The 24,252-nt window shown below is 68.9% G+C and carries 16 protein-coding genes; 8 read left to right on the forward strand and 8 right to left on the reverse strand.

Going from position 1 to position 24,252, the window contains the following annotated elements; genetic code table 11:
• Positions 1–54: 54 nt before the first annotated feature.
• Positions 55–3,048 (reverse strand): glycoside hydrolase family 38 C-terminal domain-containing protein, encoded by a 2,994-nt coding sequence (locus ABRP18_RS16490; RefSeq protein WP_179515738.1) that lies wholly within the window; start codon positions 3,046–3,048, stop codon positions 55–57.
• Between the two features lie 159 nt (positions 3,049–3,207).
• Here ABRP18_RS16490 and ABRP18_RS16495 point away from each other — a divergent pair, with 159 nt between their 5' ends.
• Positions 3,208–4,239 (forward strand): LacI family DNA-binding transcriptional regulator, encoded by a 1,032-nt coding sequence (locus tag ABRP18_RS16495; protein WP_349885050.1) that lies wholly within the window; start codon positions 3,208–3,210, stop codon positions 4,237–4,239.
• 36 nt (positions 4,240–4,275) lie between these two features.
• On the opposite strand, the gene ABRP18_RS16500 is transcribed toward ABRP18_RS16495, so the two are convergent.
• Positions 4,276–5,586 carry a hypothetical protein gene (locus ABRP18_RS16500; RefSeq protein ID WP_046748719.1) on the reverse strand — a complete coding sequence of 437 codons (1,311 nt, stop codon included), beginning with the start codon at positions 5,584–5,586 and terminating at the stop codon, positions 4,276–4,278.
• A gap of 214 nt (positions 5,587–5,800) precedes the next feature.
• Between ABRP18_RS16500 and ABRP18_RS16505 the strand changes: the two genes are divergently transcribed.
• Genes ABRP18_RS16505 through ABRP18_RS16520 form a run of 4 tightly spaced genes read left to right on the forward strand, consistent with a single transcriptional unit; the run spans position 5,801 to position 12,292 of the window.
• Complete coding sequence (locus tag ABRP18_RS16505) at positions 5,801–7,102, forward strand: ABC transporter substrate-binding protein (protein ID WP_061018009.1); 1,302 nt, start codon at positions 5,801–5,803, stop codon at positions 7,100–7,102.
• A gap of 41 nt (positions 7,103–7,143) precedes the next feature.
• The gene (locus tag ABRP18_RS16510) at positions 7,144–8,031 is read left to right on the forward strand and encodes a carbohydrate ABC transporter permease (protein WP_058632343.1); all 888 of its coding nucleotides are present in this window, start codon (positions 7,144–7,146) and stop codon (positions 8,029–8,031) included.
• The gene (locus ABRP18_RS16515; protein WP_113680770.1) at positions 8,028–8,960 is read left to right on the forward strand and encodes a carbohydrate ABC transporter permease; all 933 of its coding nucleotides are present in this window, start codon (positions 8,028–8,030) and stop codon (positions 8,958–8,960) included. The genes ABRP18_RS16510 and ABRP18_RS16515 overlap by 4 nt, the downstream gene beginning before the upstream one ends.
• Positions 8,957–12,292 carry a glycoside hydrolase domain-containing protein gene (locus ABRP18_RS16520; protein WP_349885051.1) on the forward strand — a complete coding sequence of 1,112 codons (3,336 nt, stop codon included), beginning with the start codon at positions 8,957–8,959 and terminating at the stop codon, positions 12,290–12,292. The genes ABRP18_RS16515 and ABRP18_RS16520 overlap by 4 nt, the downstream gene beginning before the upstream one ends.
• On the opposite strand, the gene ABRP18_RS16525 is transcribed toward ABRP18_RS16520, so the two are convergent.
• Positions 12,255–13,184: an endo-beta-N-acetylglucosaminidase H gene (locus tag ABRP18_RS16525; protein WP_227750888.1), complete on the reverse strand. Its 930-nt coding sequence runs from the start codon at positions 13,182–13,184 to the stop codon at positions 12,255–12,257. The genes ABRP18_RS16520 and ABRP18_RS16525 overlap by 38 nt on opposite strands.
• 166 nt (positions 13,185–13,350) lie before the next feature.
• Here ABRP18_RS16525 and ABRP18_RS16530 point away from each other — a divergent pair, with 166 nt between their 5' ends.
• Together ABRP18_RS16530 and ABRP18_RS16535 are read left to right on the forward strand one after the other, a co-directional pair.
• Complete coding sequence (locus ABRP18_RS16530) at positions 13,351–15,252, forward strand: heavy metal translocating P-type ATPase (RefSeq protein WP_349885052.1); 1,902 nt, start codon at positions 13,351–13,353, stop codon at positions 15,250–15,252.
• A gap of 31 nt (positions 15,253–15,283) precedes the next feature.
• Positions 15,284–16,138, forward strand: a complete 855-nt coding sequence (locus ABRP18_RS16535) for a helix-turn-helix transcriptional regulator (protein ID WP_058632321.1) — start codon at positions 15,284–15,286, stop codon at positions 16,136–16,138.
• On the opposite strand, the gene ABRP18_RS16540 is transcribed toward ABRP18_RS16535, so the two are convergent.
• Together ABRP18_RS16540 and ABRP18_RS16545 are read right to left on the reverse strand one after the other, a co-directional pair.
• Positions 16,135–17,004 (reverse strand): alpha/beta hydrolase, encoded by an 870-nt coding sequence (locus ABRP18_RS16540; RefSeq protein ID WP_349885053.1) that lies wholly within the window; start codon positions 17,002–17,004, stop codon positions 16,135–16,137. The genes ABRP18_RS16535 and ABRP18_RS16540 overlap by 4 nt on opposite strands.
• Positions 17,001–17,828, reverse strand: coding sequence for a hypothetical protein (locus tag ABRP18_RS16545; RefSeq protein ID WP_349885054.1), 828 nt, complete (start codon positions 17,826–17,828; stop codon positions 17,001–17,003). The genes ABRP18_RS16540 and ABRP18_RS16545 overlap by 4 nt, the downstream gene beginning before the upstream one ends.
• A 238-nt stretch (positions 17,829–18,066) precedes the next feature.
• Between ABRP18_RS16545 and ABRP18_RS16550 the strand changes: the two genes are divergently transcribed.
• A complete protein-coding gene (locus ABRP18_RS16550) occupies positions 18,067–18,378 on the forward strand; it encodes a hypothetical protein (protein WP_113681049.1) in 312 nt (103 codons plus the stop codon).
• Positions 18,379–18,392: 14 nt separating this feature from the next.
• Here the strand turns inward: ABRP18_RS16550 and ABRP18_RS16555 are convergent, their stop codons facing one another.
• Genes ABRP18_RS16555 through ABRP18_RS16565 form a run of 3 tightly spaced genes read right to left on the reverse strand, consistent with a single transcriptional unit; the run spans position 18,393 to position 24,081 of the window.
• Positions 18,393–20,027, reverse strand: coding sequence for a fucose isomerase (locus ABRP18_RS16555; protein WP_349885056.1), 1,635 nt, complete (start codon positions 20,025–20,027; stop codon positions 18,393–18,395).
• Positions 20,024–22,591, reverse strand: coding sequence for a GH116 family glycosyl-hydrolase (locus ABRP18_RS16560; RefSeq protein ID WP_349885057.1), 2,568 nt, complete (start codon positions 22,589–22,591; stop codon positions 20,024–20,026). Before ABRP18_RS16560 ends, ABRP18_RS16555 begins: the two co-directional genes overlap by 4 nt.
• Entirely contained in the window at positions 22,588–24,081 is a 1,494-nt protein-coding gene (locus ABRP18_RS16565; RefSeq protein ID WP_349885058.1) for an FGGY family carbohydrate kinase, read from the reverse strand. The genes ABRP18_RS16560 and ABRP18_RS16565 overlap by 4 nt, the downstream gene beginning before the upstream one ends.
• Positions 24,082–24,252 lie beyond the last annotated feature (171 nt).

Here is a 24,252-nt window from a genome sequence, read left to right on the forward strand (position 1 = left end):
ACGCGAGAGCAGGAGCACACGCGGGCTCAGCACACGAGGCTCAGCGCACGATGCTCAACGCACGATGCGCAGCGTCCGCACCTCGAAGGGACGCAGTCGCAGCGCACCGCCCGTCCGTGCATCGTCGATCTCGTCCTCGATCAGACTCACCTCGCGCACCTCACGGTGGTCGAAGCCCACGGACAGCTCGCCGACCGCACGACGCCCGAGCGCTTCGTACACACGCACGATGACGTCGCCGGAACCGTCGTCGGCGAGCTTCACGGCCGACACGACGATGCCCTCGCCCTGCACCGAGACCAGCGGCTCGACCTCGCGCGCCCCGCGGAGAACCGTGGGCAGGCTGTTGATGCGGATGCCCTCGGCTGTGGCGATCGCGGCGTCGGCGCCGATCACGAAGCCGACCTCGATCTCGTGGGGACCGTGATCCGTGTCCGGGTCGGGGAAGCGCGGCGCCCGCAGCAGGGAGAGCCGCACGGTTGTGGTGACCCCGTCCTCGCCGACCTCGCGCGTCGTGTCGTACCCGTAGATCGAGTCGTTCACGAGGGCCGCACCGAAGTCCTGCTCGCGCACGAGCACGAACCGGTGCATCGAGGTCTCGAACTTTGCGGCCTCCCAGCTGGTGTTCGTGTGCGTGACGCGCGCCTGGTAACCGAACTGGGTCTCGGCTTCGGTGTGCGACGCCTGGATGTCGAGCGGGAACGCCAGCTTGAGCAGCTTCTCGGTCTCGTGCCAGTCGATGTCATTGCGCAGCAGCACGGTGCGCGACTTCGGCGCGAGCACGATCGTCTGCGTGATGGTCGACTCCGAGAACGGGCGCACGACGACGATCTGCGCGACACCGTTCACGAGTGATGCCTCGATGGAGGAGACCGCCGTGAGGTCGTCGACGCTGTTGCGGTAGTACCGGTCGATGTCCCAGGCGTCCCACATGTTCGGGAAGTCCTGGTGCAACTGGAACAGGTTCGCGGCCCTGCCTGCGGCGACCGTCTCCCTGCCCGACGCCTTGTCGACGGCAGACACGATCAGCCCCTCGCCCGAGACGAGCACCGACACGAGGTCGTTCTCGATCCGCCAGCCATCGGCCTCCTCGACGAGCGTCACGGGTGCGACCGTCGACTCCCCCACGAACGCGGCGCCCAGCGCCCGACCACCGGCGACCGAGCTCGGCTCGAACCGCAGCTCGCGGTCACCCTCGCCGGCGAGCGACCGGCGCGCGGCGTCGGCGATGTCGCGCGCATCCGACAGCACGTCGGACAGCACGGCGACGGCCTCGCGGTGCACCCACGCGATCGATGTCCCGGGCAGGATGTCGTGGAACTCGTGCAACAGCACGGCCTGCCACAGCCGGTCGAGCTCCGCCTGCGGGTACTCGGCACCGGTGCGCACGGCATCGGTGGCGGCCCACAGCTCTGCTTCGATCAGAGCATGCTCGGCCCAGCGGTGCAGGGCCTTCGTGGCGTGCTGGCTGGTGAGCGTGCCGCGGTGCAGTTCGAGGTAGAGCTCGCCGACCCACACCGCCGGGTTCGGCAGCTCGGCCTTGGCGGCGTCGAAGAACACGTCGGGGTGCTCCCATACGACCTGCGCGCTGCCCTCGAGGTCGCGCAGACGCTCGGCCTTGCCGGTCATCTCACGGGTCGTGCCGCCGCCGCCGTCGCCCCAGCCGACCGGAGCGATCGACCGCGAGCTGAGGCGGTTCTCCTTGAACTGACGGGAGGCCTTCGCCACCTCCATACCGCTCAGCTGCGAGTTGTAGGTGTCCATCGACGGGAAGTGCGTGAACACCTGCGAGCCGTCGATGCCCTCCCAGAGGAAGGAGTGGTGCGGGAACACGTTCTGCTGGTTCCACGAGATCTTCTGCGTGAAGAACCACTCGAACCCGGCACGGCGCATCAGCTGCGGAAGGGCTGGCGAATAGCCGAAGCTGTCCGGCAGCCACACGCCCTTCGAGCGGATGCCGAACTCGCGCTCGAAGAAGCGCTGCCCGTGCGAGAACTGCCGCACGAGCGACTCTCCCGTCGGCATGACGGTGTCGGACTCCACCCACATGCCGCCCAGCGGCAGGAAGCGTCCGGCGGCGACCGCAGCCTTGACCCGCTCCCACACCTCGGGGCGGTGCTCCTTGATCCAGGCGTACTGCTGCGCGCTCGACATCCCGTACTGGAACTCGGGCTGCTCCTCGATGAGCGTGGTCATGGACGAGGTCGTGCGCGCGACCTTGCGGATCGTCTCGCGCACCGGCCACAGCCAGGCCGAGTCGATGTGCGCGTGACCGACGGCCGAGATGCGGTGCGCGCTCGCCTCTGCGGGAGCGGCCAGCACATCGGCGAGGCGGGCGCGGGCGTCGGAGGCGGTCTCCACGATGTGCTGCAGGTCGAGCACGTCGAGCGCGTCGTCCATGGCCTGCAGGATGCGCATGCGGCGCGGCGACGTGGCAGGGAGCTCCGCCTGCAGCTCGAACAGCACCTCGAGGTCGAGGGACAGGTCGAACACCTCGGGCTCGAACACCGCCAGGTCCATCCGGCGGGCGCGGTAGAGCGGCTCCTTCGAGGACGTGAGGATGTCGCCCTCCTGCGTCGGCAGGAAGGGGTGGTAGTCCAGCAGCACCGGGTTGGACGCCGCCTCGAGGTACAGCTCGATGGGTTCGTCACCCGCGGCGGTCTCGGCGATCGGCACCCACTGGTTGCGCGGGTTGATGCTCTTGATCGGCGTGCCGTCCGGACGATAAGCCAGGGCCTCGCACTGGAAGCCGGTCATGTTCACGTCGAAGCCGAGGTCGATGAGCGCCTCGACCCGGCGGCCCGCCCACTCTGCCGGGACGCGTCCGGTGAGCTTGAACCAGGTGGTGCCCCAGGCGGGCCCCCACGGCGCCCCGACGACGCCTGGCGCGTAGTCGAGGGCGAGCCCCTCGGCGGGGGCGATGGGCTCGCCGGGCAGCTCGTGGATCTCGACGCCGAGCGGCACGGAGGCCGAGTGGATCGCCGGGCGGATGCGCTCCTCGAGAACGCGCTTGACGCGGCCGACGGTGAGCGAGGTGTCGTCATGCATGAGTGGGTCTCCGGGCTCGACGGTGAGGGCTGATTCGGGTCTGCGGTGATGCGCTGTGACTGAATGCTATCTGTTGTACTAAAGCGATCTAGTGCACGAGTCTAGGGCACGATCCGGCTTCTTTCCCGAGGCTAAACCGATCAAGTAGGGTGAGGGACTATGAGTCCGGCGAAACGCGTCACGATCGCCGATATCGCGCGCATGGCTGGCGTGTCCCCCGGTGCCGTCTCCTTCGCCCTCAACGGGCGCCCCGGCGTGAGCGAGGAGACCAGGCACCGCATCCTCGCGATCGTCGAGGAGAACGGCTGGCAGCCGAGCTCCGCGGCGCGCGCACTGGTCGGTGCACGCGCCAACACGGTGGGCTTCGCCCTCGCCCGCCCCGCTCGTTCCCTGGGCTCCGAGGCCTTCTTCACCGACCTCATCGCCGGCATCGAATCGCGTCTGTCGGAGAGCAAGGTGAGCCTGCAGCTGCGACTCGTCGCCGATGTCGCGGAGGAGATGGAGGTGCACCGGCAGTGGCGCTCCTCCAATCAGGTCGACGGGTTCATCTTCATCGACCCCCGCGAAGACGATCCCAGGGTCGGGCGCATCGAAGCCCTCGACGCCCGCGCCGTGATGATCGGGTCGGAGCCCTCCTCCGAGGGTTCGGTGCCCAGCGTCTGGATCGGCGACGACACCGTGGCCGAGACGCTCTTCTCCTACCTGTCCGCGCTCGGACACACCCGCATCGCCTACGTCGCTGGGCCTGCCGAGCTCGAGCACACGCGACTGCGGGCCCAGGTGCTCGAGCGCATGACCGCCGACGGCCTCGAGGGCGAGGTCATCACCACCGACTTCTCACCCGCACGCGCCTCCGCGGTGACGCGGACACTGCTGTCGGGGCGACAGCGCCCGACGGCCATCGTCTACGACAACGACGTGATGGCGGTCGCAGGTCTCCGTGTGGCCCAGGAGATGGGCCGCGCCGTCCCTCGCGATGTCTCCCTCGCCTCTTTCGACGACTCGGTCATCGCCGGGCTCATCAATCCGTCGATCACGGCGATGACCCGCGACACCTTCGAACTCGGAGAGTGTGCCGCCACCCTGCTGCTGCAGCAGATCGAGGCGGGAGCGAATCTGCCGAGCGTCGAGGGCCCGACTCCCGTGCTCACGGCGCGCGAGAGCACGGCTCCGCCCGCTCGCACGGGCTGAGCGCCCGCACGGGCTGAGACGAACGCCCGACCCGGATCAGCCGGGAACGACCGTGTTCACCGAGCCGTAGGGGTCGACGACATCCGCCGAGAGGTCGGGGCGGATCAGGCGGCGGATACCGCGCGCGTCGAGCGCGACAGGGTCGAGTGCGTCGTGCGAGGTGACCAGTGTCGGATCGAGTCCGGCGGCGCAGGCGTCCACCCATGCCTGGAACACGGCACCCCCTGGGCTCAGTGCCGCGCGGCTCACGGGAACCTCACGCTCGTCGACGTCGACCACGATCGCGGTGTCCCGCGCGGGCGGGGCGACGCGCTGGCGCAGCTCGGGGATGAGTTCGGCGAGACGCCGACCGATGGGCTTCGCGGCGCCGTCCTGACCGATCAGCCCCAGGGTGTACTCGAGCTCGGGGAAGTCTCCGAGGTCACGGCTCACGTCGTGCGAGCACCACCACGTGATGCCCCAGAGGTTCTCGGTGCGCACGGCCGAGCGTACGGTCGCTTCCAGGAAGCCGGGCATCTCGTCGTCGGTGAGACAGTTCGAGGGGGCGCCCACCTCCTGCAGCCACACCACCCGGTCGGGGTCTGTCGCGAAGGCGCGGGAGAGCTCGATCAGGTACTCGGCATGACGGTCGGAGGCGACGGAACGCCCGCCGTAACGCTGGGCGGTGCCGTTGAAGATCCAGGAGTGGATCGTGGTCATCGCGCCCAGACGGGAGGCATGGGCGGGGGTGAAGCCGTGCCCGTCCATGTACCAGACCGCGTCGTACTCGCTGTGGACGTGCGGGAGCCCTGGCGCTGCCGCCTCCGCCGCCGACAGCAGCGCGGAGATCCACCCCCCGGCCTCGTCCTGCGTGACCGGCCAGGGCGACGGATGCGTGTGCGCGGAGAACTGGTTCGTCTCGTTGCCGAGCGTCAGACCGAGGAAGTTCGGCGCCTCGCTCAGCGCTCGCCCCAGGCGGTCGACGAGCGCGATCTGCCCCTCGAGCGCCCTGGGGTCGGTGAACATGTTCTTGTCGTGCCAGGTGTACAACCACGACGGCACGAAGTCGAAGCTCGAGAGATGCCCCTGGACCACATCGATGCTGGCATCCATGCCGAACTCGCCGGCGATGTCGACGACGGCGCGCACGTCGTCGATCGCCTTCTCGCGGATCAGCGTGCGGTTCGGCTGCAGCACGGTCCACAGGGGGAAGACGCGCACATGGTCGAGCCCGAGCTCGGCGAGGGCGGCGAAGTCGCGACGCACGTCGTCGGGGGTGAAGTCGAGCCAGGAGTGCATCCAGTTCTTCGACGGCGTGTAGTTCGCCCCGAACCTCAGAGGAGCATCGAGGGCGCCGCGCTGCGTCATGTGTCAGGCCTTTCGGACGTGTCCTCCGGAGAGGGCGGATTTCGCACCACTATAACGCTTGAGCAACAGACGATGCACCCTGTCCTACGCGCAGACAGTGATCTCGCGGCCGGGTGTCTTGACAGGGACGGAATCGGATGGTTTCATCTGCTAAAGCGTTGTAGTCCCCGATCGGACTGCCGCGCGGATTCGCCCGCCTCGAGGAAGAAGCACGATGAAAGTTCCCACACGCATTGTCGCTCTGGCAGCATTCACCATCGGCGTTCTGGCGCTGACGAGTTGCACGGGAGGCGGCGCATCCTCCGGTGCTTCCGGCCCCATCGACACATCGGGCGAGCTGAGCGGGAAGATCCAGTTCCAGACCTGGTCGCTCAAGAACGAGAAGTTCACCCCGTACTTCGAAGACCTCATCGCCGCGTTCGAGAAGGAGCACCCCGACGTCACGGTGGAGTGGCTCGACCAGCCGGGCGACGGCTACCAGGAGAAGATCCTGAGCCAGGCGAACGCCGACACCCTGCCCGATGTGCTGAACCTGCCGCCGGACATCGCCTACCCGCTCGTCGCGGCAGGCAAGCTCGTGGACCTGGAGACCGCGGACCCCGATCTGAAGTCGACCTACAACACCGGCGCATGGGAGGCGTACAGCGCCTACCCCGGTGTCGAGGGAACCTACGGCCTCCCCTGGTACCTCTCCAGCGACGCCTCGTGGTGGAACCTCGCGCAGCTCGCGCCGTTCGGGGTGACCGAGCAGAACCTGCCGACCACGGTCGACGAGCTCCTCACCCTCGCGGAAGACGTGGCGACGGAGTCTGGCGGCAAGGTGCAGCTGCTCTCCTCCATCCCCGCCCTCGACACGTTCACGGCCGCCGGCATGGAGGTCATCGACGACAAGGGCGAGTTCGACTTCAACACCGACGAGGCGGCGGCGATCATCCAGAAGTACGCCGACGCCTACGCCGCGGGGGCCATGCCCGCCGAGGCCCTCACGGGCGACTACGGCGGGAACGCCGAGGCGTACATCCAGGAGAAGGTCGCCTTCACGACCGGCGGCACCGGGTTCACGACCGACCTGCAGAAGGACGCCCCGGCACTGCTCGAGAACACGGTCGCAACGCCCCGCCTCGGGGTCGCACCCCTGTACGTGCAGGGACTGAACGTCTCGGCCGACTCCGACAACAAGGAAGCCGCGCTCGCGTTCGCGGAGTTCGCGACGAACCAGGAGAACCAGGTCGCGTTCTCGTCGCTGGCCGTCGGCACCGCGCCGGGCACGGCCGAAGGTGGAGACCAGGTCGTCGACAGCATCGCCTCGACCGTCACCGACGAGAAGCAGCTCGCCGCGATCGACACCGTGTTCGGTGCGATGAAGGATGCCAAGGCCCTGCCGTTCCAGTGGACGTCCGACATGGCCACCTACATGACCCAGCAGATCGCCCTCGCCGTCAACGGCGAAGCGGACCCGAAGGCCCAGCTCGACAAGATCGTCGAGTACGCCAACGCCAACCGCGTGGACCAGTGAGCATGCGCGCGGACACCGGCACCAGGAGCCGGAGGAAGACGATGAGATCCCACAAGTGGTACACACCGTGGCTGCTCATCGCCCCCGCCGTGATCTGGGTGCTGGTGTTCGCGCTCTGGCCCTTCCTGAACACGGTCTTCCTCAGCTTCACCGACGCCAGGCCGTTGCGCACGCCCGGCTTCGTCGGTGGAGCCAACTACGAGCGCATGTTCGGCGACGAGATGTTCTGGAACGCCCTCACCACGTGTCTCATCTACGTGGTGGTGTGCGTGCCCCTGCTCACGATCCTGCCGCTGCTGCTCGCCCTCCTCGTGCAGAAGAAGCTGCCGGGCATCTCGTTCTTCCGCACCACGTTCTACTTCCCCGTGATCGCCTCGGTCGTGGTGGTCGCCCTCATCTGGACCTGGCTGTTCGACAGCCGCGGCATCATCAACCAGACGCTCGACTTCCTCGGCCTGATCGACAAGCCGATGCCCTTCCTCGTCGACCGCTGGCTGCTGCTCGGGTGCGCCATCCTGCTCACGGTGTGGAAGGGACTCGGCTACTACATGGTCGTGTACCTCGCTGCCCTCGGGAACGTCGGCAAGGAACTGCACGAGGCCGCGATGCTCGACGGCGCCGGGTCGTTCCGCCGCTTCCTCTCGGTGACGATCCCGTCGGTCCGCGGCGCGATGCTCCTCATCGCGGTGCTGATCGCCGTCTCGGCCATGCGCGTGTTCGCCGAGCTCGACGTGCTGTCCAAGAGCACGGGCGGCCCCGGCGGCTACGACATGTCGCTCGTGATGCTCATCCGCCAGGTCGGCTCCGGCCTGAACGGCAACATCGGCTACGCCTCTGCGATCAGCGTCGCCCTGTTCCTCCTGACGCTCATACCGCTCGCGGCGATCGCGTTCATGAACCGCGAGAAGAAGGCGAAGGCTCCCGCATGACCGCTCAGACGATCACCGCGCCCGAACGCGATGAGAAGCCGCAGGACGCTCCCGCTCCCGCGCGCGAGCGCATCTTCCGGCACCGCGGCTCCGGCGACTTCAGCAAGCCGACTCTCGGCGGGCTGATCGGCCGATACGCCTTGCTGGTGCTCGTGCTCTTCCTGGTCATCGGACCGTTCGTGTGGCAGCTGTCGACCTCGTTCAAGGGCGCGACCGAGAACATCTACTCCTTCCCCCCGGAGCTGATCCCGCGCGAGCCGACCCTGCAGAACTACACCAGGGTCGCCGACGTCGTGCCCGTGTACCTGTATGCGTGGCACTCGCTGCTCGTCTCCGTCGGCACCGTGATCAGCAACGTGATCCTGGCCACATTCGCCGGCTATGCGCTCGCCTGCATGAAGTTCCGCGGCAAGTGGATCGTGATGGGCATCCTGCTGTCGACCCTGCTGTTCCCCGGCGAGGTGACCGTGACGAGCAATTTCCTCACGATCCGTGCGCTCGGCCTCGCCGACACCCTGTGGGGAGTGTTCCTGCCCGGAGCGATCAGCGCCATGAACGTGCTGCTGGTCGCCACCGCGTGCCGCATGATCCCGAAGGACGTGCTCGACGCGGCCACCGTCGACGGCGCGACCACGTGGCAGCGCATCCGCCACATCGTGTGGCCGAACATCCGCGGCATGGTCTCGGTGGTGGCGATCTTCGCCTTCATCGGCGCCTGGGACGACTACCTCTGGCCGTTGATCGTGCTCTCCGATCCCGCGAAGTACACGCTGACGGTCGGGATGGCCTACCTCAACAGCAGCTTCTCGGTCGACCCGCGTCTGATCGCGGCCGGCACCATGATCGCCCTCGTCCCCATCGTGATCATGTTCTCGTTCACGCAGCGGTTCTTCTTCAAGGGCGTGCAGGAAGGCGCGATCAAGGGGTGAGCAGCGTGCACCTCATCCCGGCGGACGGCCCGGCCGATCCCCCGTCTTCCCGCCCCCGCAGCGGCGTGCTCCGGGCTCCGGTCTTCGCCTTCTCGTTCGATCCGTCCGCCGGCGAGCAGCGGGTCGACGTTCCGGATCTCCCCGCTGTCGAGATCACCCAGGACACCGTGCTGCACTGGGCGTTCTACGCGGACGGGCCGGCGGCGACGCTGGCACCGCACGCCTCACTCGCTGTGACGGTCGATGTGCGCTTCGCCGACGGCTCGCGGCTGAGCGACGACGCGGCCGTGCGGGACCGCTACGACTTCCCGGTAACCGCGCAGGCGCAGTTCGACGCCCGGTGGAGCCTGCCGGAGCAATGGAACGCCGACACCGTCGCCCTCGCTCCCTTCGCCGGTCGCGCGGGGATGGTCGAGGTCGTGTTCGGCACCGCGGCTCTGCCTGCCGATACTTCCCCTGCCGATGCTTCCCGTGCCGATGCTTCCCGTGCCGATGCCGCGGACCTCCCCTCGCGCTGCACGGGCTTCGTGCAGCTCATGGTCGAGGAGAGGGTGCCGGCGCCGGCCGACCTCGCACCCGCGGAACGCGTCGACACCCGCCGCGGCTCGCACTCGGGTGCACGATTCTCCCGCGGCAACACCATCCCGGCGGTCGCCGTGCCCCACGGGTTCACGTTCGTCACGCCGGCGACCGATGCGGAGGATTCCCGCTGGCCGTATCGCCCGTTCGTGCACGACGACCCGCAGGGGCGACGACTCGAGGCCCTGCAGTTCTCGCATCAGCCCAGCCCCTGGATCGGCGATCGTTCCGTGCTGCAGCTGATGCCCTTCCTCGGAGACCCGACATCGAGCCGTGCAGGGCGACGGCGCTGGATCACACCGGCCACCGAACGGGCGCGGCCGCACGAGTACACGGCAGAGCTCGGCGATGGCCTCCGCGTCCAGCTGACGGCGACCGCCCACACCGGCGCGTTCCGCGTGTGCAGCTCCGACGCCGACGCCCGCATCGGCTTCGTCATCGACCAGCTCAGCGACGAAGGGTGCCTCGCCTGGACGGACGCCGGGGGGTTCGAGGGCTGGATCCCTGAAGGCTCCGAGGAGTGGGGCAACGCTCCCCGCTGCTTCTTCGCCGGAGTGGTGATGCACCCCGACCAGGACGCCAGTGGGGACGAACCAACCTTCGCACACGGTCCGCTCGATGACGACGGACGCGGTGCGGTCGCGGGCCACGTCTCCGGACGGGGCTCACTCGAGGTGCGGATCGGCATCTCCTTCCTCTCCGTGGAACAGGCCCGACGTGCCCTGGAGACCGAGGCGCCGGCGTCGATCGCCTACGAGGAGCTGCGCGATGCGACCGCTGCCCAGTGGGATCGGCTGCTGTCGCGCGTGACGATCCCCCCGCTGTCCGACGCCGACCTCCCCTATCGCTCGCTCGCCGACGAAGAGCACCGCTCCCGGATCGCCGCCGCCCTCCACCGGATGCACCTGTACCCCAACAGCGCCGCGGAGAACGTCGGAACGGCGGAGGCGCCCATCTGGCGGTTCGCCGACGTGTTCGCTGCGCGTGCGTCCTGGGGCGATACCCCACCGATCGTCGACGGTGAGCTCGTCGTCAACAACGGCTACTGGGACACCTATCGCACCGAGTGGCCGGCGCTCGCCCTGCTCGACCCCGCCCTCGCGGGAGAGCTGCTCGACGGGCAGCTCGAGCAGTATCGTCGGGGCGGCTGGATGGCGAGGTGGAGTGCCCCGGGCTACGTCGACAGCATGGTCGGCACCTCCAGCGACCAGATCTTCGGAGATGCCGCCCGCTGGGGCGTCGGGTTCGACCGCGCGGCCGCCTTCGAGAGCGGGTGGCGGAACGCCTGCGAGCCGGGGCCCGACGCACGCCGTGGCCGCAAGGGGATCGCGACCGGCCGGTTCACCGGGTACATCTCCTCGGAGGTGCCCGAGGGCATGAGCTGGAGCATCGAGAACGCGGTGAGCGATGCCGCCCTCGGCCACTTCGCCGCGCAGCTGGCCGCCGAGTGCGAGTACGAATCGGATGCTGCCCGCTATCGATCCTTTGCCCGCTACTTCGCGAACCGCGCGCGGTCGTATCGCACCCTGTTCGACCCGGACACCGGATTCTTCCGCGGCAGGGATTCCCTCGGCGAGTTCGCAGGAGGCTTCGACCCCCGCTCCTGGGGCGGAGACAACGTCGAGACGAACGCCTGGGGCATGTCGGTCGGAGCCGTGCACGACGGCGCAGGACTGGCCGACCTCCACGGCGGCCCCGAACGCCTCGGCCGCCATCTCGACGCGCTCTTCGCCGAACCCGAGACCGCGGACGAGCGTTTCGGCGGTGCATACGGCACCGTGATCCACGAGCAGCGGGAGGCACGCGCCCTGCGGTCGGGGATGTGCGCGATCTCCAACCAACCCGCCCACCACATCCCCTTCATGTACGCGTTCTCCGACCGCCCGTGGCAGACCGCGTCCGTCGTGCACGACCTCGCCGGGCGCCTGTTCGCCGGCGCCCACATCGGCCAGGGGTACCCGGGCGACGAGGACAACGGCGAGATGAGCGCGTGGTGGCTCTGGGCCGCACTCGGGCTCTATCCCCTGGAGCTCGCCTCGGGACGACTCCGGATCGGGTCCCCGCTGTTCGACGACATCCGCGTGGCTCGCGGCGACGGCTCGACGCTGCGGATCCGGTCACGACGCTCCGCTCCGTCCGCCCATGTGCTGCAGGAGGCGCGACTCGACGGCGTGACCCTGACGTCGGCAGACCTGCCGATCGATGCGCTGGTCGGAGACTCCGTTCTGGAGCTGCGGTTCGGTACCGACCCCCTCCTGGCGCTGGAAGTCGCGGGTCCGCAGCAGCACTCGGTGCCCTGGCATCAGGATCTGACGTCGCGCGACGGATACCCCCTCGCCTCGTCAGGGGTCACGAACCCCGAGCACCTCTTCGACGATGGCGCGGGCCTCGCCCTCGAAGGTCGGCAGGAGAGCACCCTGCACACCGGGGACTGGATCGGATGGCGGTTCCCCTCGCTGCAGAGTGTCAGCGACGTCACGGTGACCACGACCTCAGAGGCCTCCTCCTCCGCCCTGCTGTGGGAGCACCTGACGACTGCGGGTGAGTGGGAGACCGTCGCGACGACCCATGTCTGCGAGCTCCCGGCCGACCGTACGACGCCCTTCACGTTCACGGAACGAGTCGTGACCTCGGCGATCCGCGTCCGGGCGGAAGCCGAGGTCACGCTCCGTCAGATCGAGCTCTTCGATCTCGACTGCTCGGGTCTCGTGCCGCTCACGGAGCCGCTCGGTACTCGGTCGCCTCTCCCTTGAGCGCCTGCGTGATCCCGGAGAGCAGCCCCGACTGGTCGGTCGCGGTCAGGTTGTACGCCACATAGACGCCGTAGCCGTCGGAGACCGTGCGCTGGGCGTAGTCCGCGGCTGTCGCGGAGCTCACGTTCGACAGGTCGATCGCGGCCGCGCCGAGGCGCGCCCTGTCCTCGAGACCCGGCACCGCGGGGGCGTTGTAGGACGGGTAGTAGGGGTTCCAGGCGTGGTCGATCACCGCTGCGGCATCGAACCGGGTGAAGTCCGTCACGGTGTAGGTCTCGCCGATCGCGTACAGGGTGATGATCTTGTCAGGGCCGAGACGATCACGCAGCGCCGAGGCGAGCCACCCGAAGGACTGCGCGTTGGGCTGCGGCGTGCCGTTCGCGCCGTAGTTCGTCCACTCGTCGTCGAAGTCGATGCCGTCGAGGCCGTAGGTCGTGACCGCGTCGGCGAGCTGGGCGGCGAAGGCGTCCGCGGCCGCGAACGACGTGAAGTTCGCGAACCCGGCGCCCTGATGATTCCCCAGCACGGACAACAGCACCTTCGTGCCGCGGGCCTGCAGCGGTCGGATCTGGTTCTGCGCATCCTGAAGCGTCTCGGTGACGCGCTCGTTGAAGTGCAGGTAGGCCTTCTCGCCGTCGTAGTTGATGTTGGCGGCGAAGATCATCGCCAGGTCGACGGCCGGCCGACCCGAATCGGCGAGCGTGTAGTCGGCGACATTCGCTAAATCGTTCGAGTTGACTTCCACGTAGACAGCGAGCTTCGGCTCGGCGGCCGTGTCGTCCGCAGCGGCCGCGGTCGATCCGGCGACCGCCCCCATCCCCGCGAGCGCGAGGGCCGCAGCGGCTGCAAGTGCTCTACGGAACCGGTGGTTACTGGCTTTCGGCTGACTCATGACAGTTCGTCTCCTTCGTCGTCGTGTCCAGATCGAGCCGCATCGGTGCGTCTCGCGGCCGACTATATCGCTTAAGCGATGCGGCCGAAAGAGTGCCGGCCACTGTCATGAGCAGTGCCTCGCACGGGCACTGGCGCCGATACCGCTTTCCCGGGATGCTGGACGCATGCGCGCGCTTCGACCGCTGTGGCGGTACCCCGTGATCACGCTCACCGTGTTGGTCTTCGCTGCGGTGGGGGTGCTGCACGCGGTGGACGAAGCGGGGATCGGTCGCTGGCTCGCCACGGTGTACGTGTCGGCCGTCGTGGTCTGGACACTGGTCGGCATGGTACGCGACGTGCTGCACGGACACGTCGGGCTCGACATCCTGGCCGTCGTCGCGATGGTCGCCACGCTGGCGGTCGGCGAGTACATCGCTGCGCTCATCATCGTGCTGATGCTCTCCGGCGGTGAGGCGCTCGAGGACTTCGCCGGACGCAGGGCCAAGCGGGATCTGTCGGCGCTGCTGGACCGCTCGCCTCGCATCGCCCATGTTCTGGTACACCCGGACTCGCCCGATTCCGACGAAGCTCGCGACGTGCCGATCGACGATGTCGCGGTCGGCGACGTGCTGCTGGTGCGCCCCTCCGAGATCGTGCCGGTGGATGCGACGCTCCTGACCGACACGGGGACGTTCGACGAGTCCTCGCTGACGGGCGAGAGCATGCCGGTCACGCGCGAGGCGGGCGGGGAGGTGCTGTCCGGGGCGATCAACGGAAGCCGCGCCGTCCGCATCAGAGCACTGCGCACCGGTGCCGACAGCCAGTACCAGCAGATCGTCGCGCTGGTGCACTCCGCCGAGTCGTCGCACGCGCCGATCGTCCGCCTCGCCGACCGCTTCGCCATCCCGTTCACCGCCGTGTCGCTCGTGCTCGCCGGCACCGCATGGGCGATCTCCGGCGACTCCACGCGCTTCGCCGAGGTACTCGTGCTGGCGACGCCGTGCCCCCTCCTCATCGCGGCGCCCGTGGCATTCCTCGGCGGCCTCTCACGGGCGGCGAAATCCGGGGTGATCATGAAGAGCGGGGCCGTGATCGAACAGATCGCCCGGGTGCGCTCCGCCGCGTTCGACAAGACCGGGACGCTCACGCAGGGCCGCCCCGAGCTCGTGGAGGTCCGCCCCGCTGCGGGCTTCGACGCCGACGAGATCCTGCAGCTGGCCGCATCCGCGGAGCAGTACTCCTCGCACGTGCTGGCCGAAGGCATCCGGCGCGCCGCCGATGCGCGGGGGCTCGTCCTGCACGCGGCTCGGGAAGCCAGCGAGACCGCCACGAACGGGGTCGCCGCAACGATCGCCGGGCGCACCGTCGTGGTCGGAAAGCCCGCCTACGTCGCCTCGCTCGCACCCGACACCGTCCGGGCGCAGCTCGAACCCGGCGAAGCCGCGGCCTACGTGGCGGTGGACGGGCGCTTCGCCGGCGTGCTCGTGCTTGCCGACGCCGCCCGCCCCGAAGCGTCCGCCGTCATCTCGTGGCTGCGGCTGCACGACGTCGATCGCGTCGCGATGCTCACCGGCGACGTGGATTCGACGGCGGAATCGGTGGGACGCCAGCTCGGCATCGATGAAATCCACGCGGAGCTGCTGCCGCCCGAGAAGGTGCGGCTCGCCGCCGAGATGCAGCCGCGCCCGGTGCTCATGGTGGGCGACGGCGTCAATGACGCGCCCGTGCTGGCAGCCGCAGACATCGGTATCGCGATGGGGGCGAAGGGAGCCACTGCCGCCGGCGATGCCGCAGACGTCGTGATCCTCGTCGATTCGCTCGCGAAGGTCGTCGACGCCGTCTCGATCGGCCGCCACACGCTCCGGGTCGCGCTGACCGCGATCTGGATCGGCATCGGGTTGAGCGTCGGGCTCATGATCGTCGCGATGACCGGCGTCATCCCGGCGGTCGTCGGTGCGCTCGTCCAGGAACTCGTCGACCTCGCGACCATCCTCTACGCCCTGCGGGCGCTCAGCGGACCACCCAGCGGGCTGCGCCCGGCATCGACCCCGGAGCCGTCGCCCCGGCACAGGGAGAGAATGGAGTGACGGGGCGTCCGCCGCGCAGCGAGGGGGTCGAGTGAGTTCGGTGGATCGCGCCCTCTCGAGCATCAGAGTGATCTCGTCGCGGCGCTGCGAGGCCCATCGACCGCCGGTCCCCAGCGATGGCGCACCCCCGCAGCTCCTCGTCATTCCGGAGCACGACGACCTTCACGTCGATATCGGAGGACGACGCCACCTCGTCCGCTCGGACCAGCTCGCCGTGGTGTGCCCGGCCGAGGGAGACGCCATCGCTCTGACCCGCGAGATCCAGGCCGAGAGCAGCTCCGAGATGCGGTCTGTCTTCGGTGTCGAAGCGATCGCGTTCAAGAGTCGCGGACACGTCTACACGCTCCTCGAGCAGGAGCTCCCCCGGACGATCGTGGTCGACAGCACACCGCTGCTGGCCTCCGTGGTCGCATTGCTGCACGCCGAGGGCAGGCGCGACCCCGTCGTCGACAGCCTGCTCTGCAAGCTCACCGAAGTCGCGGTGTGCGCGGCGGTCGCCGCCTGGATCGACACGGCGCCGACACCACCGGGCTGGATCGGCGGCGTCGCGCATCCGAGGATCGGGGCCACACTCGAGGCGGTGCACAGCGAGCTCGGAACGGTCTGGACGGTCTCCGACATGGCTGCGCACGCCCACATGTCCCGCTCCGCGTTCGCCAAGCTCTTCCGAGAGGTCGTCGGCGCGACGCCGTCGTCGCACCTCGCCCGGTGGCGCATGGCGCACGCGCTCGAACTCCTCGAGGCCTCTCCCGACATGCCGTTGAAAGACGTCGCGGATCGGCTCGGCTATTCGGACGAGTTCGCGCTCAGCACCGCGTTCAAACGCCGCTTCGGCGCGAGTCCGCGCAACTACGTGGATCCCGCGCCGAGCCGCGTCCGGGGCTAGACCCCCGCGCTGAAGCGCCGGATCCGACGCGCGACGTCGGCAGGGGCCGTGACGAGGGCGTCATGTCCCGCCGCGAGCTTCGTGACGGACCATCGCTCCGGCCGCGCACGCACACGGTCCTTCGACGGGCCGACATCGGCGAACGGCGGGGCCGTGCAGTCGATGTAGAGCAGGGGCACATCGGGCATCGGGCCGGTGATCGGTGCGACGTCGCTCCAACTGCTCCACGGGTGCCCGGTGAGCCTGCGGTCGAGCCATTCGACGTCGTTCCGACGCGTCACCCCGAACATCGTCGGATCCTGCGGCTTGGGGACGTAGTACCCCTGACCCGCCTGCGCGACCACGGTCGGCAGCGCGGCCCGACTCGCGGGGGTGAGCACGTCGAGGATCCGCTCCCCGGGATCGACGACGACCGCGTCGAGGTACACCGCGCCGCGGAGGCGATCGGAGATCCGCTCGGCGACGGCGGAGACATAGGCACCACCGATGCTGTGTCCGACGAGCACCACGTCACGCAGTTCCTCGGCATCGATCGTCGCCACGATGTCGTCCACGCCGTCCTGGAAGCGGATGTCGGGCGAGAGACGGTGTGCACGATCGCCGACTCCCGGCAGGGTGGGCGTGAGGATCCGTCCCCGGCGAGGATCGAGTTCGTCGACGACGCGCCGCCAGGCCCAGCCGCCGTGCGATCCGCCGTGGATGAGCACGAGGTCGGCGCGGGAACGGGAGGCGGAAGCACTGCCGGACGGGACGATCGCCCCGCCCGCTCCCGCAGCGACCGCGGCGGTCACCCCCAGTGCCGCGCCCAGCACCATCCGCCTGTTGACCCCTCGGGGGATCGGCCCGGTGGCCACTTCGCCGGTCACCGCGCCACCGCGCTTTCCCGGGCGACCACGGCCTCCAGCGCGTGCGGCTGTTCGCCGAGCACATCGTGGACGCCGTCGGAGAGATGATCATCGCGCCCGGCGCGGATCGCGTCGAACAGGTTGGCGAGGGCATCCACCATCCGCGGCTTCAGGTAGGGCGCGACGGATCCCCGCCACTCGTCGACCCCGATGTCGGCGAAAGTCAGGGCACGCCCGGTGCGCCGCCCGACGATCTCGACGGCTTCGGCGAACGAGAGCGACTGCGGGCCGGAGAGCTCGACGCGCGACGGGCCCGGCGTCTGCGATCGCAGGAGCGTCGCTGCGACTCTGGAGATGTCGCGTGCATCGATGAACGGCTCCCTCCCATCTCCCACCGGCAGCCGCAGCTCGCCGGTGGCATCCAGCTGAGCGGCGAAGAGACCTGTGGTGAACCCCTGCGCGAACCATGAGGGGCGCAGGAAGGTCGAAGCGGGCGCGGCGGCACCGAAAACCTCCTCCGCTCCGGACGCGATGCCGTCACCGCTGACCCCCGGGTTTCGTGCGGTGAGCACCACGGCGCGCTCGACGCCGGCGTCGGCGAGCACCCGTGTGAAGGGGGTGAGGTCCATCCGATCCTCGGGGAGGACCACGTACACCGCCCCGGCACCGTCGAACAGCGACGGCCAGGTGCTCGCGTCGTCCCAGTCGAACCGCCACGGCGAGCGGCGGGAGGCGCGTCGCACCCGCACATCCGCGGCCTCCAGCAGATCCGCCACCTGCGAGCCCGTCGTTCCGGTGGCTCCGAGTACGACGACCGGGGCCCCTTCCTCTTCATGAAGTGTCATGCCTTCCATGCTCGAAGCCGTCGCCACCGCGGCCCATGGCCTGACGCTTCGCGTGCATGTTCACGGCTCTCGCCCGTCGAGCAGGTTGCCCTTGGTCACCGAGTCTCCGGCTGCAACCGATTCCTCACCTCTTCTGCACGGTGCTTCTACACGCCATTCGCTCCACAGCCACCGGGATGACAGCACGTCACGACCGGAATACCGTGACAACCTTGCCCTCCGGAATCAGACTGGAGGCATGCGCTTGAACGATCCGCAGGTATGGACTCTGATCGGCGTTTTCGCAGCAGTGATGCTGGGCGGCATGACGCTGATGACGACGCAGCTCAGCCGGGTGATCCGCGCCGAGGTCGACCGCGTCGAAGGCACGCTCTCGGCGAAGATCGACCGCGTCGAAGGCACGCTCTCGGCGAAGATCGACCGCGTCGAAGGCACGCTCTCGGCCCGGATCGATGGGCTCCATGCCCGGCTCGACCGCATCGAGATCAAGGTCGACGACCTCGACAGGGAACTCACGAACCTCGCGACCCGCTTCTGGCGCTCGCAGTGATGTGCAGCGACCGATCAGATCGTCACGTCTCCCACCAGGTTGACCTTGATCCCCATCCCGTCGAACATCGCGGCCTTCGCGATCAGGGCCTTGTCCGCGGTCTCGGCGTCGGGCGCGTAGACGAGCTGCGCGTGGTTCGCCTTGTGCCGTGCCATGAACTGGTCGCGCGAGACGCCGTGCAGCACCACGTGGGCGATCGGCCACTCGGGGTTCGTGGCATCCTTCCGCCGCTGGGTCTCCTCCGCCGGCAGCTCGACCACCGACGCCCGGAAGATGTCGGCCTGCAGGATGCCCTCGGCGATGAACACTCGGGAGAGCACGACCTCGCCGGGCTTCGAGACGCCGTTGATCGTGGCGCCGCCCGCGGGGAAGAACACATGACCCTGCCGCCATCCCTCCGCGTGCTGCCAGCCCCCGAGGTGCGATGCCGGCACCGACCCCGAGATCTCGTAGACCCAGACGAACTGTCCGTCGTAGTCCTCGCCCCAGCGGACGTCGTGCAGCGTGTTGTCGGGCACGAGGCCCATCGCGCGCCACACCCGGTCGGTCACGAGCGCGTCCACGGCGACACCCTCGTCGGCCTCGTTGAAGTGCGGGAAGGCCCGTCCCTCGTGCAGAACGCGAGAGCCGTCGCGCGAGGTCACCGGCGGGCGCTCGGTCGAGTTCAGAATGCCCTCGGCCAGGTCTGAGGCGGGCACCAGGTCCTTCAGGCCCTGTTGGTACTGGATGCCGACCGCGTCGAGCCCGAAGTCGTCGGCGATGCGGAGCGCGGCGATGTACATCCTCAGCTGCCACTGCACCTGGTCGCGGGTGAGCTCGGTGACGCCGTCTTCGCCGTAGCGGAACGTCATCCCCGCATCGATCAACCAGTCGTACGCGGCGTCGGCTTCATCGTCCGTGACGTCGAGCATCTCGGCGTACAACGCCGACTGCGAGAGGCGCTCCTTGTAAATGCCGGTCGGGTTGAGCAGCTCGTCGTCGAAGATCGCGTTGTACATGCCCATGCAGCCTTCATCGAACACGCCGATGATCGCCTTCTCGGAGAGCAGCTGTGCCGCGAGCGCCTCGCCGAGCTGCTTCTCCGGGCTGTCCGGCAGCGCGGGCAGCGGTCGGACGTGCGAGCTGTCGTGCGTGATGGCGCCGGACTCCGTCCATTCCTTGATGCCGTCGGTGAACCACTCATCGGCGAAGTCGACGGACCAGGTGGTCGCGTAGGGCTTGCCCATCTTGGTCAGACCCGCGTTCAGCCCGAGAAGGCCGACGAGGCCCGGCCAATCGCCGGCGAAGTTCGCGACCGTGAGGATCGGCCCCTCGTGGGATCGCAGTCCGGCGAGCACATGGTGCGAGTACTGCCAGTTGGCGATCGCGACGATGAGCGGCGCGTCGACGGGGATGCGCGTGAACACCTCGAGGCCCATGCGCTGGCTCGAGATGAATCCGTGCCCGGTCTCGGGGTCGACGCCGAAGGGCCGGATGACCTCCCACCCGAGGGCGTTCAGCACTCCGGTGACGCCGGTCTCCAGCTCGACCTGGGTGGGCCACCCCGCCACGTTCGCCGACTCACGAAGGTCTCCGGACGTGATGAGATACGCGGTCTTCGGAGCGGTCGTCGGGCGGGATGCCGTGGTCGGCAGGGTGTAGGTGGTCATGATGCCTCCGGGGTTGGGGTCGGGGTGAGCCGGGAACGATGCGTATCCCCGGCTCGGAGTCGGATGTCGCGGCCGACGGTCCGGCCGCTCAGCCGCAGGTCTGCGACATCGAGCGTGCCGCCGTCGAGATGGATGGCCAGCTCATGCTCGTCGATCTCGACACGCCCCCAGCCGGTTCCCGTGGTGAACAGGCTGCGGAGATCACCGCCGGTCGCCGGAGCGAAGGAGAGCTCGCCGCTTGGGGCATCCCACTGCACACCGCTCGCTCCGAGCAGAAGCGCCCACGACGCGAGCGATCGTGCGTAGTGGTTGCCGCATTCGATCTCGTTCCACGGACTGCGGTGACGCCCGTCATACCGCCCGCGCAACGAACGCTCGACGAGGATCGCGTCATCGACGCGGCCGGCATAGAGAAGCGAGGCCGCGACCTGATGCTCGACTCCCGTCCACACCTCGTCGGAGTAGACGAAGGGGATCGCCGGGCGTCCACCGTGCGGCCAGGATGCGAGCAGGAGCCCACCTTCGTCGTTCAGGGCGTAGACGCGCTGCGTGCTCTCGTGCGCAGACAGGTCGTCACGGTGATTGTGCGCCACGATCGCGGCAAGCGCCGAATCGACTCGTTCCGGGGGAAGAATGTGCCCGAGGCCGTTCACGAATGCGTGGAACTGCCCGAGGAGCTGATCCGACAGCACGCCATCGCCGTACTGGTACCGGTGCGCGTCGGCATCGCCGATCACCTGGCGGTAGTACTCACCGTTCCACAGCGTCTCGTCCATCGCCGCGGCGACATGGTCCGCTCGAGCCGACCATGCCTCCGCCCGCCGGTCCTCACCGAGATGGGCAGCCATGCGCGTACCCGCCCGGAGCGCCGCGAGGTACACGCCGTTCGCGAGGGGCTCTGCCCCGTGGAACTCGATGTCGTAGGTGTTGTGCATCTCCCCGTCGAGGAGCCCGTCTCCGTCGCGATCCCATACCCTGATCGCGTAGTCCAGGGTGCGAGCGGCTGCGGGCCACAGTTCACGCAGGAAGTCGTCGTCTCCGCTGAAGCGCCATTCCCGGTGCAGGCGGAGCAGAGTGCCGAGCTGTCCGTCGACGGCCGGACCCATGAACCAGGAGGGACCTCCGAAGACGCGGTTGCCGCGGAACTTCTGCGCCCCGGACTCGTCCGTCTCGAGCAGATACTCCACCCGCCGAGCACTTCGTTCGAGCGAGGGGAAGAGCCAGGCGAGGGTCTGCGCATACGACCACACGTGGGTACAGGTGCCCTCGCACGAGCCGCCGTGATCGAAAGATCCCTCCCACGCCGCGAACACCGGTCCATCGCCCAGCTCGGAGTTCGGGGATTCGATGACGAAGCCGGTCGTGGAACGGGCGGCCGCGATGTTCGCTCCGATCGAATCGATCAGCACCGGATCGAGACTCCCGCCGTACAGCGCCTCGACGAACACATCCGTCGTCTCCTCGAGCTCTGCGAGGTGCGCGTGCACGTGGGCAGCGGCGGCCCAGGCATCCGGCCACAGCGTCGCGTAGTGGTTCCGCACGATCTCGTCGAGGTTCGGGTCGGCGAACACGATATGCCCGTTCCACCCACGACGACGATTCGGGAAGCTCCACGACAGCACGAACTCGAAGTCGCGGCTCTCACCGGGAGCGAGGACGTGCACGATGCCGAGCGAGCCGGTGCGCAGACGGGGAAGCTTCGCCAGCATCTCCGCTTCGGTCAGCGGCGCGGCGTCCGGATCGGCGTCGGGTTCGGCGAAGAGCCCTCTGGGCCGATCCTCCAGCGTGAGCCTCGGCTCCGCCGCGAGCAGCCCGTCGTCAGTCAGATCGTTCCAGAACAGCCGTGCACCGTCGGGCCAGTAGCTGGTGACCCACTGCGGCTTGGCGGTCGTGGCCGCATCCGTCGTGGTGAGGCTCAGCGTCCCGTAGCCGAAGTCATCCTCGGGCAGATCCACCCCGAAGTCGAGTCCGCGCACCCCGCCGTCGTCGCGCCAGCGCACCGTCTGCGTCGCACGCATCCCCCATGGCGCATCCGGCCCCGGGGTGCCACGCCCCGCCGTGTGCGAGATGCTGCCCACGACCGTGACCGCCACCGGGACCGACCCAGGGTTCGTCACGCGGTAACGCAGCACCGCTGCCGGGATGCCGGACTCGTCCGCGTCGAGAGGCACCAGGGGTGTGAAGGCGTGCAGCGAGACGTCGACCGGCAGGACGGCGTCGCTGAAGTCGACGTCGACCACCGGGTACTCGCCGTGCAGCGTCGCGGCATCGAGTCGCGGGAGGCCCGCGAGCTGGTCGAACGCGTAGCCCGCGTCTGCATCGTGACGCCCGCCGAGCCGCGCTTCGAGCACTCGGGTGACCGCGTCGCCGCCCTCCGGAGCCGCGTGGATCGCGAAGAAGGAGTGCGGGTTGCGACGCCCCTTGTCCGGAAGGTTCTCGAGCTCCCAGTCGCGCAGCTCTCCCCTGGCACCGATCGACACATTGCCCGTGCCGATGCCTCCCAGCGGGAACGCCGTCGCCTGCGACGTGTGCGGGATACCGCGGGCGCGCCGTTCGCGGGTCATGCGGATGCTCCGCGCTGCGTGTCTGCGAGTTCGTGCACGACGTCCTTCGAATCCGCGTAGAGGCGCACGTATCTGTCGAACAGGTCGTCGTAGGCCGGGCGCAGCGCCTCATCAGGCCGGATCGTCTCCGCGACGGGGTTCCAGTCCGTGATCACCGGCGTCTCGTCAGGCGCGGCGATCGCGGTCGCGGCGAGGAAGGCCGCACCGTAACTCGCGCCGATCGTCGTCTGCGGCACCTCCTGCACGAGACCTGTCACGTCGGAGACCACCTGCAGCCAGAGCCGCCCCTGGGTGCCCCCGCCCACCGCGACGATCCGACGAATGTCGGCACCCGCCGCGCGCATGGTCTCCACGTTGTGGCGCACGCCGAGCGCCGTGGCCTCGAGAGCGGCACGATAGAGGTCGCCTCGCGTGTGCTCGAGCGTGAGTCCGGCGATCACGCCCCGGGCATCAGGGTCTTGGATCGGGGTACGCTCCCCGGCGAAGTACGGCAGCACGAGCAATCCCCTCGCACCGGGTGGAGAGAGCTCCGCCTCTGCCAGCAGCTCGGGGTAATCCGCCCCGGTCAGATCCTTCAACCAGGCGGTCAGCGCGCCGGACGTGGAGAGCCCGCCCGCGAGGTTGCGTGTGCCGGCGAACGCTCCCGCAGTGGTCCACATCGACGGGGTGCGCAGAGTCTCCGCCCCTGTCGCGACCAGGAACATCGTCGTCCCGTACATGAGCATGAGGTCGCCGACCTCGTGCGCGCCGACGCTGACCGCCTCCGTCCAGGCGTCGATGCTGCCCGTGATCACGGGTGTTCCCGCCGGGATGCCGGTTGCCGCTGCCGCGCCGGCGGTGACCTCTCCTGCCAGGTCGCCCGCCCAGAGCAGTGCGGGCTGCTCGATACCGCCCGCGTACAGCTCCCACCACGGCCCGTACCAGCTCTCGGCCTCGATGTCGTAGAACGGCGAGACCTGACTCGCGGACTGGTGGTCGAGCACATACGCCCCGGTGAGGTTCCTGGTCAGCCACGACGCCGGCATGAAGAGGCGTCGCGCACGCGCCAGGGCCTCCGGCTCCTCATCCCCGATCCAGGCGATCTTGGGGCCACCCGCCTGCGAGGTGAGCGTCGATCCGCCGACGCGCGTGATCTCCTCGATGCCGAGGTCGGCCGTCATCCGATCGATCTGCGCCGTCGAGCGTGTGTCGACGCCATAGAGGATGGCGGGACGCACCGGGCGGTCATCCTCGTCGGCGAGGAGGATGCACGGCCCCATCCCGCTCACACCGACTCCGACCACCTCGGCATCGGGCACCGTCTCGAGCAGCTCGCGAGAGATCGAGACGAACTCGTCCCACCACACGTCGCCGTCCATCTCGACCCAGCCGGTGTGGGGGCGGCGGACCTCGTGCGCACGGCTCGCCGACGCGATGATCGTGCCGTCGACCCCCACCAGCACGCCTTTGCTGCTGGACGTGCCGATGTCCACCCCGAGGGTGCAGCGCATGGTGTCCTCCTTGAAACCGGGCACAGAATCTGAAACCTGTGGCCACTTTATGCGAAATCGATTTCACATCGCAAGAAGATCCGACCTTTCCTGCACGATCTGCGGGGAGCGCGCGCTCTCCACTCTTCACGGGCTCGAGCCCGAGCCGCACTGGAATACCGTGACAATCTG

This window comes from Microbacterium sp. WHRI 7836 (assembly GCF_040223885.2).
Classification (GTDB): Bacteria; Actinomycetota; Actinomycetes; order Actinomycetales; family Microbacteriaceae; genus Microbacterium; species Microbacterium oxydans.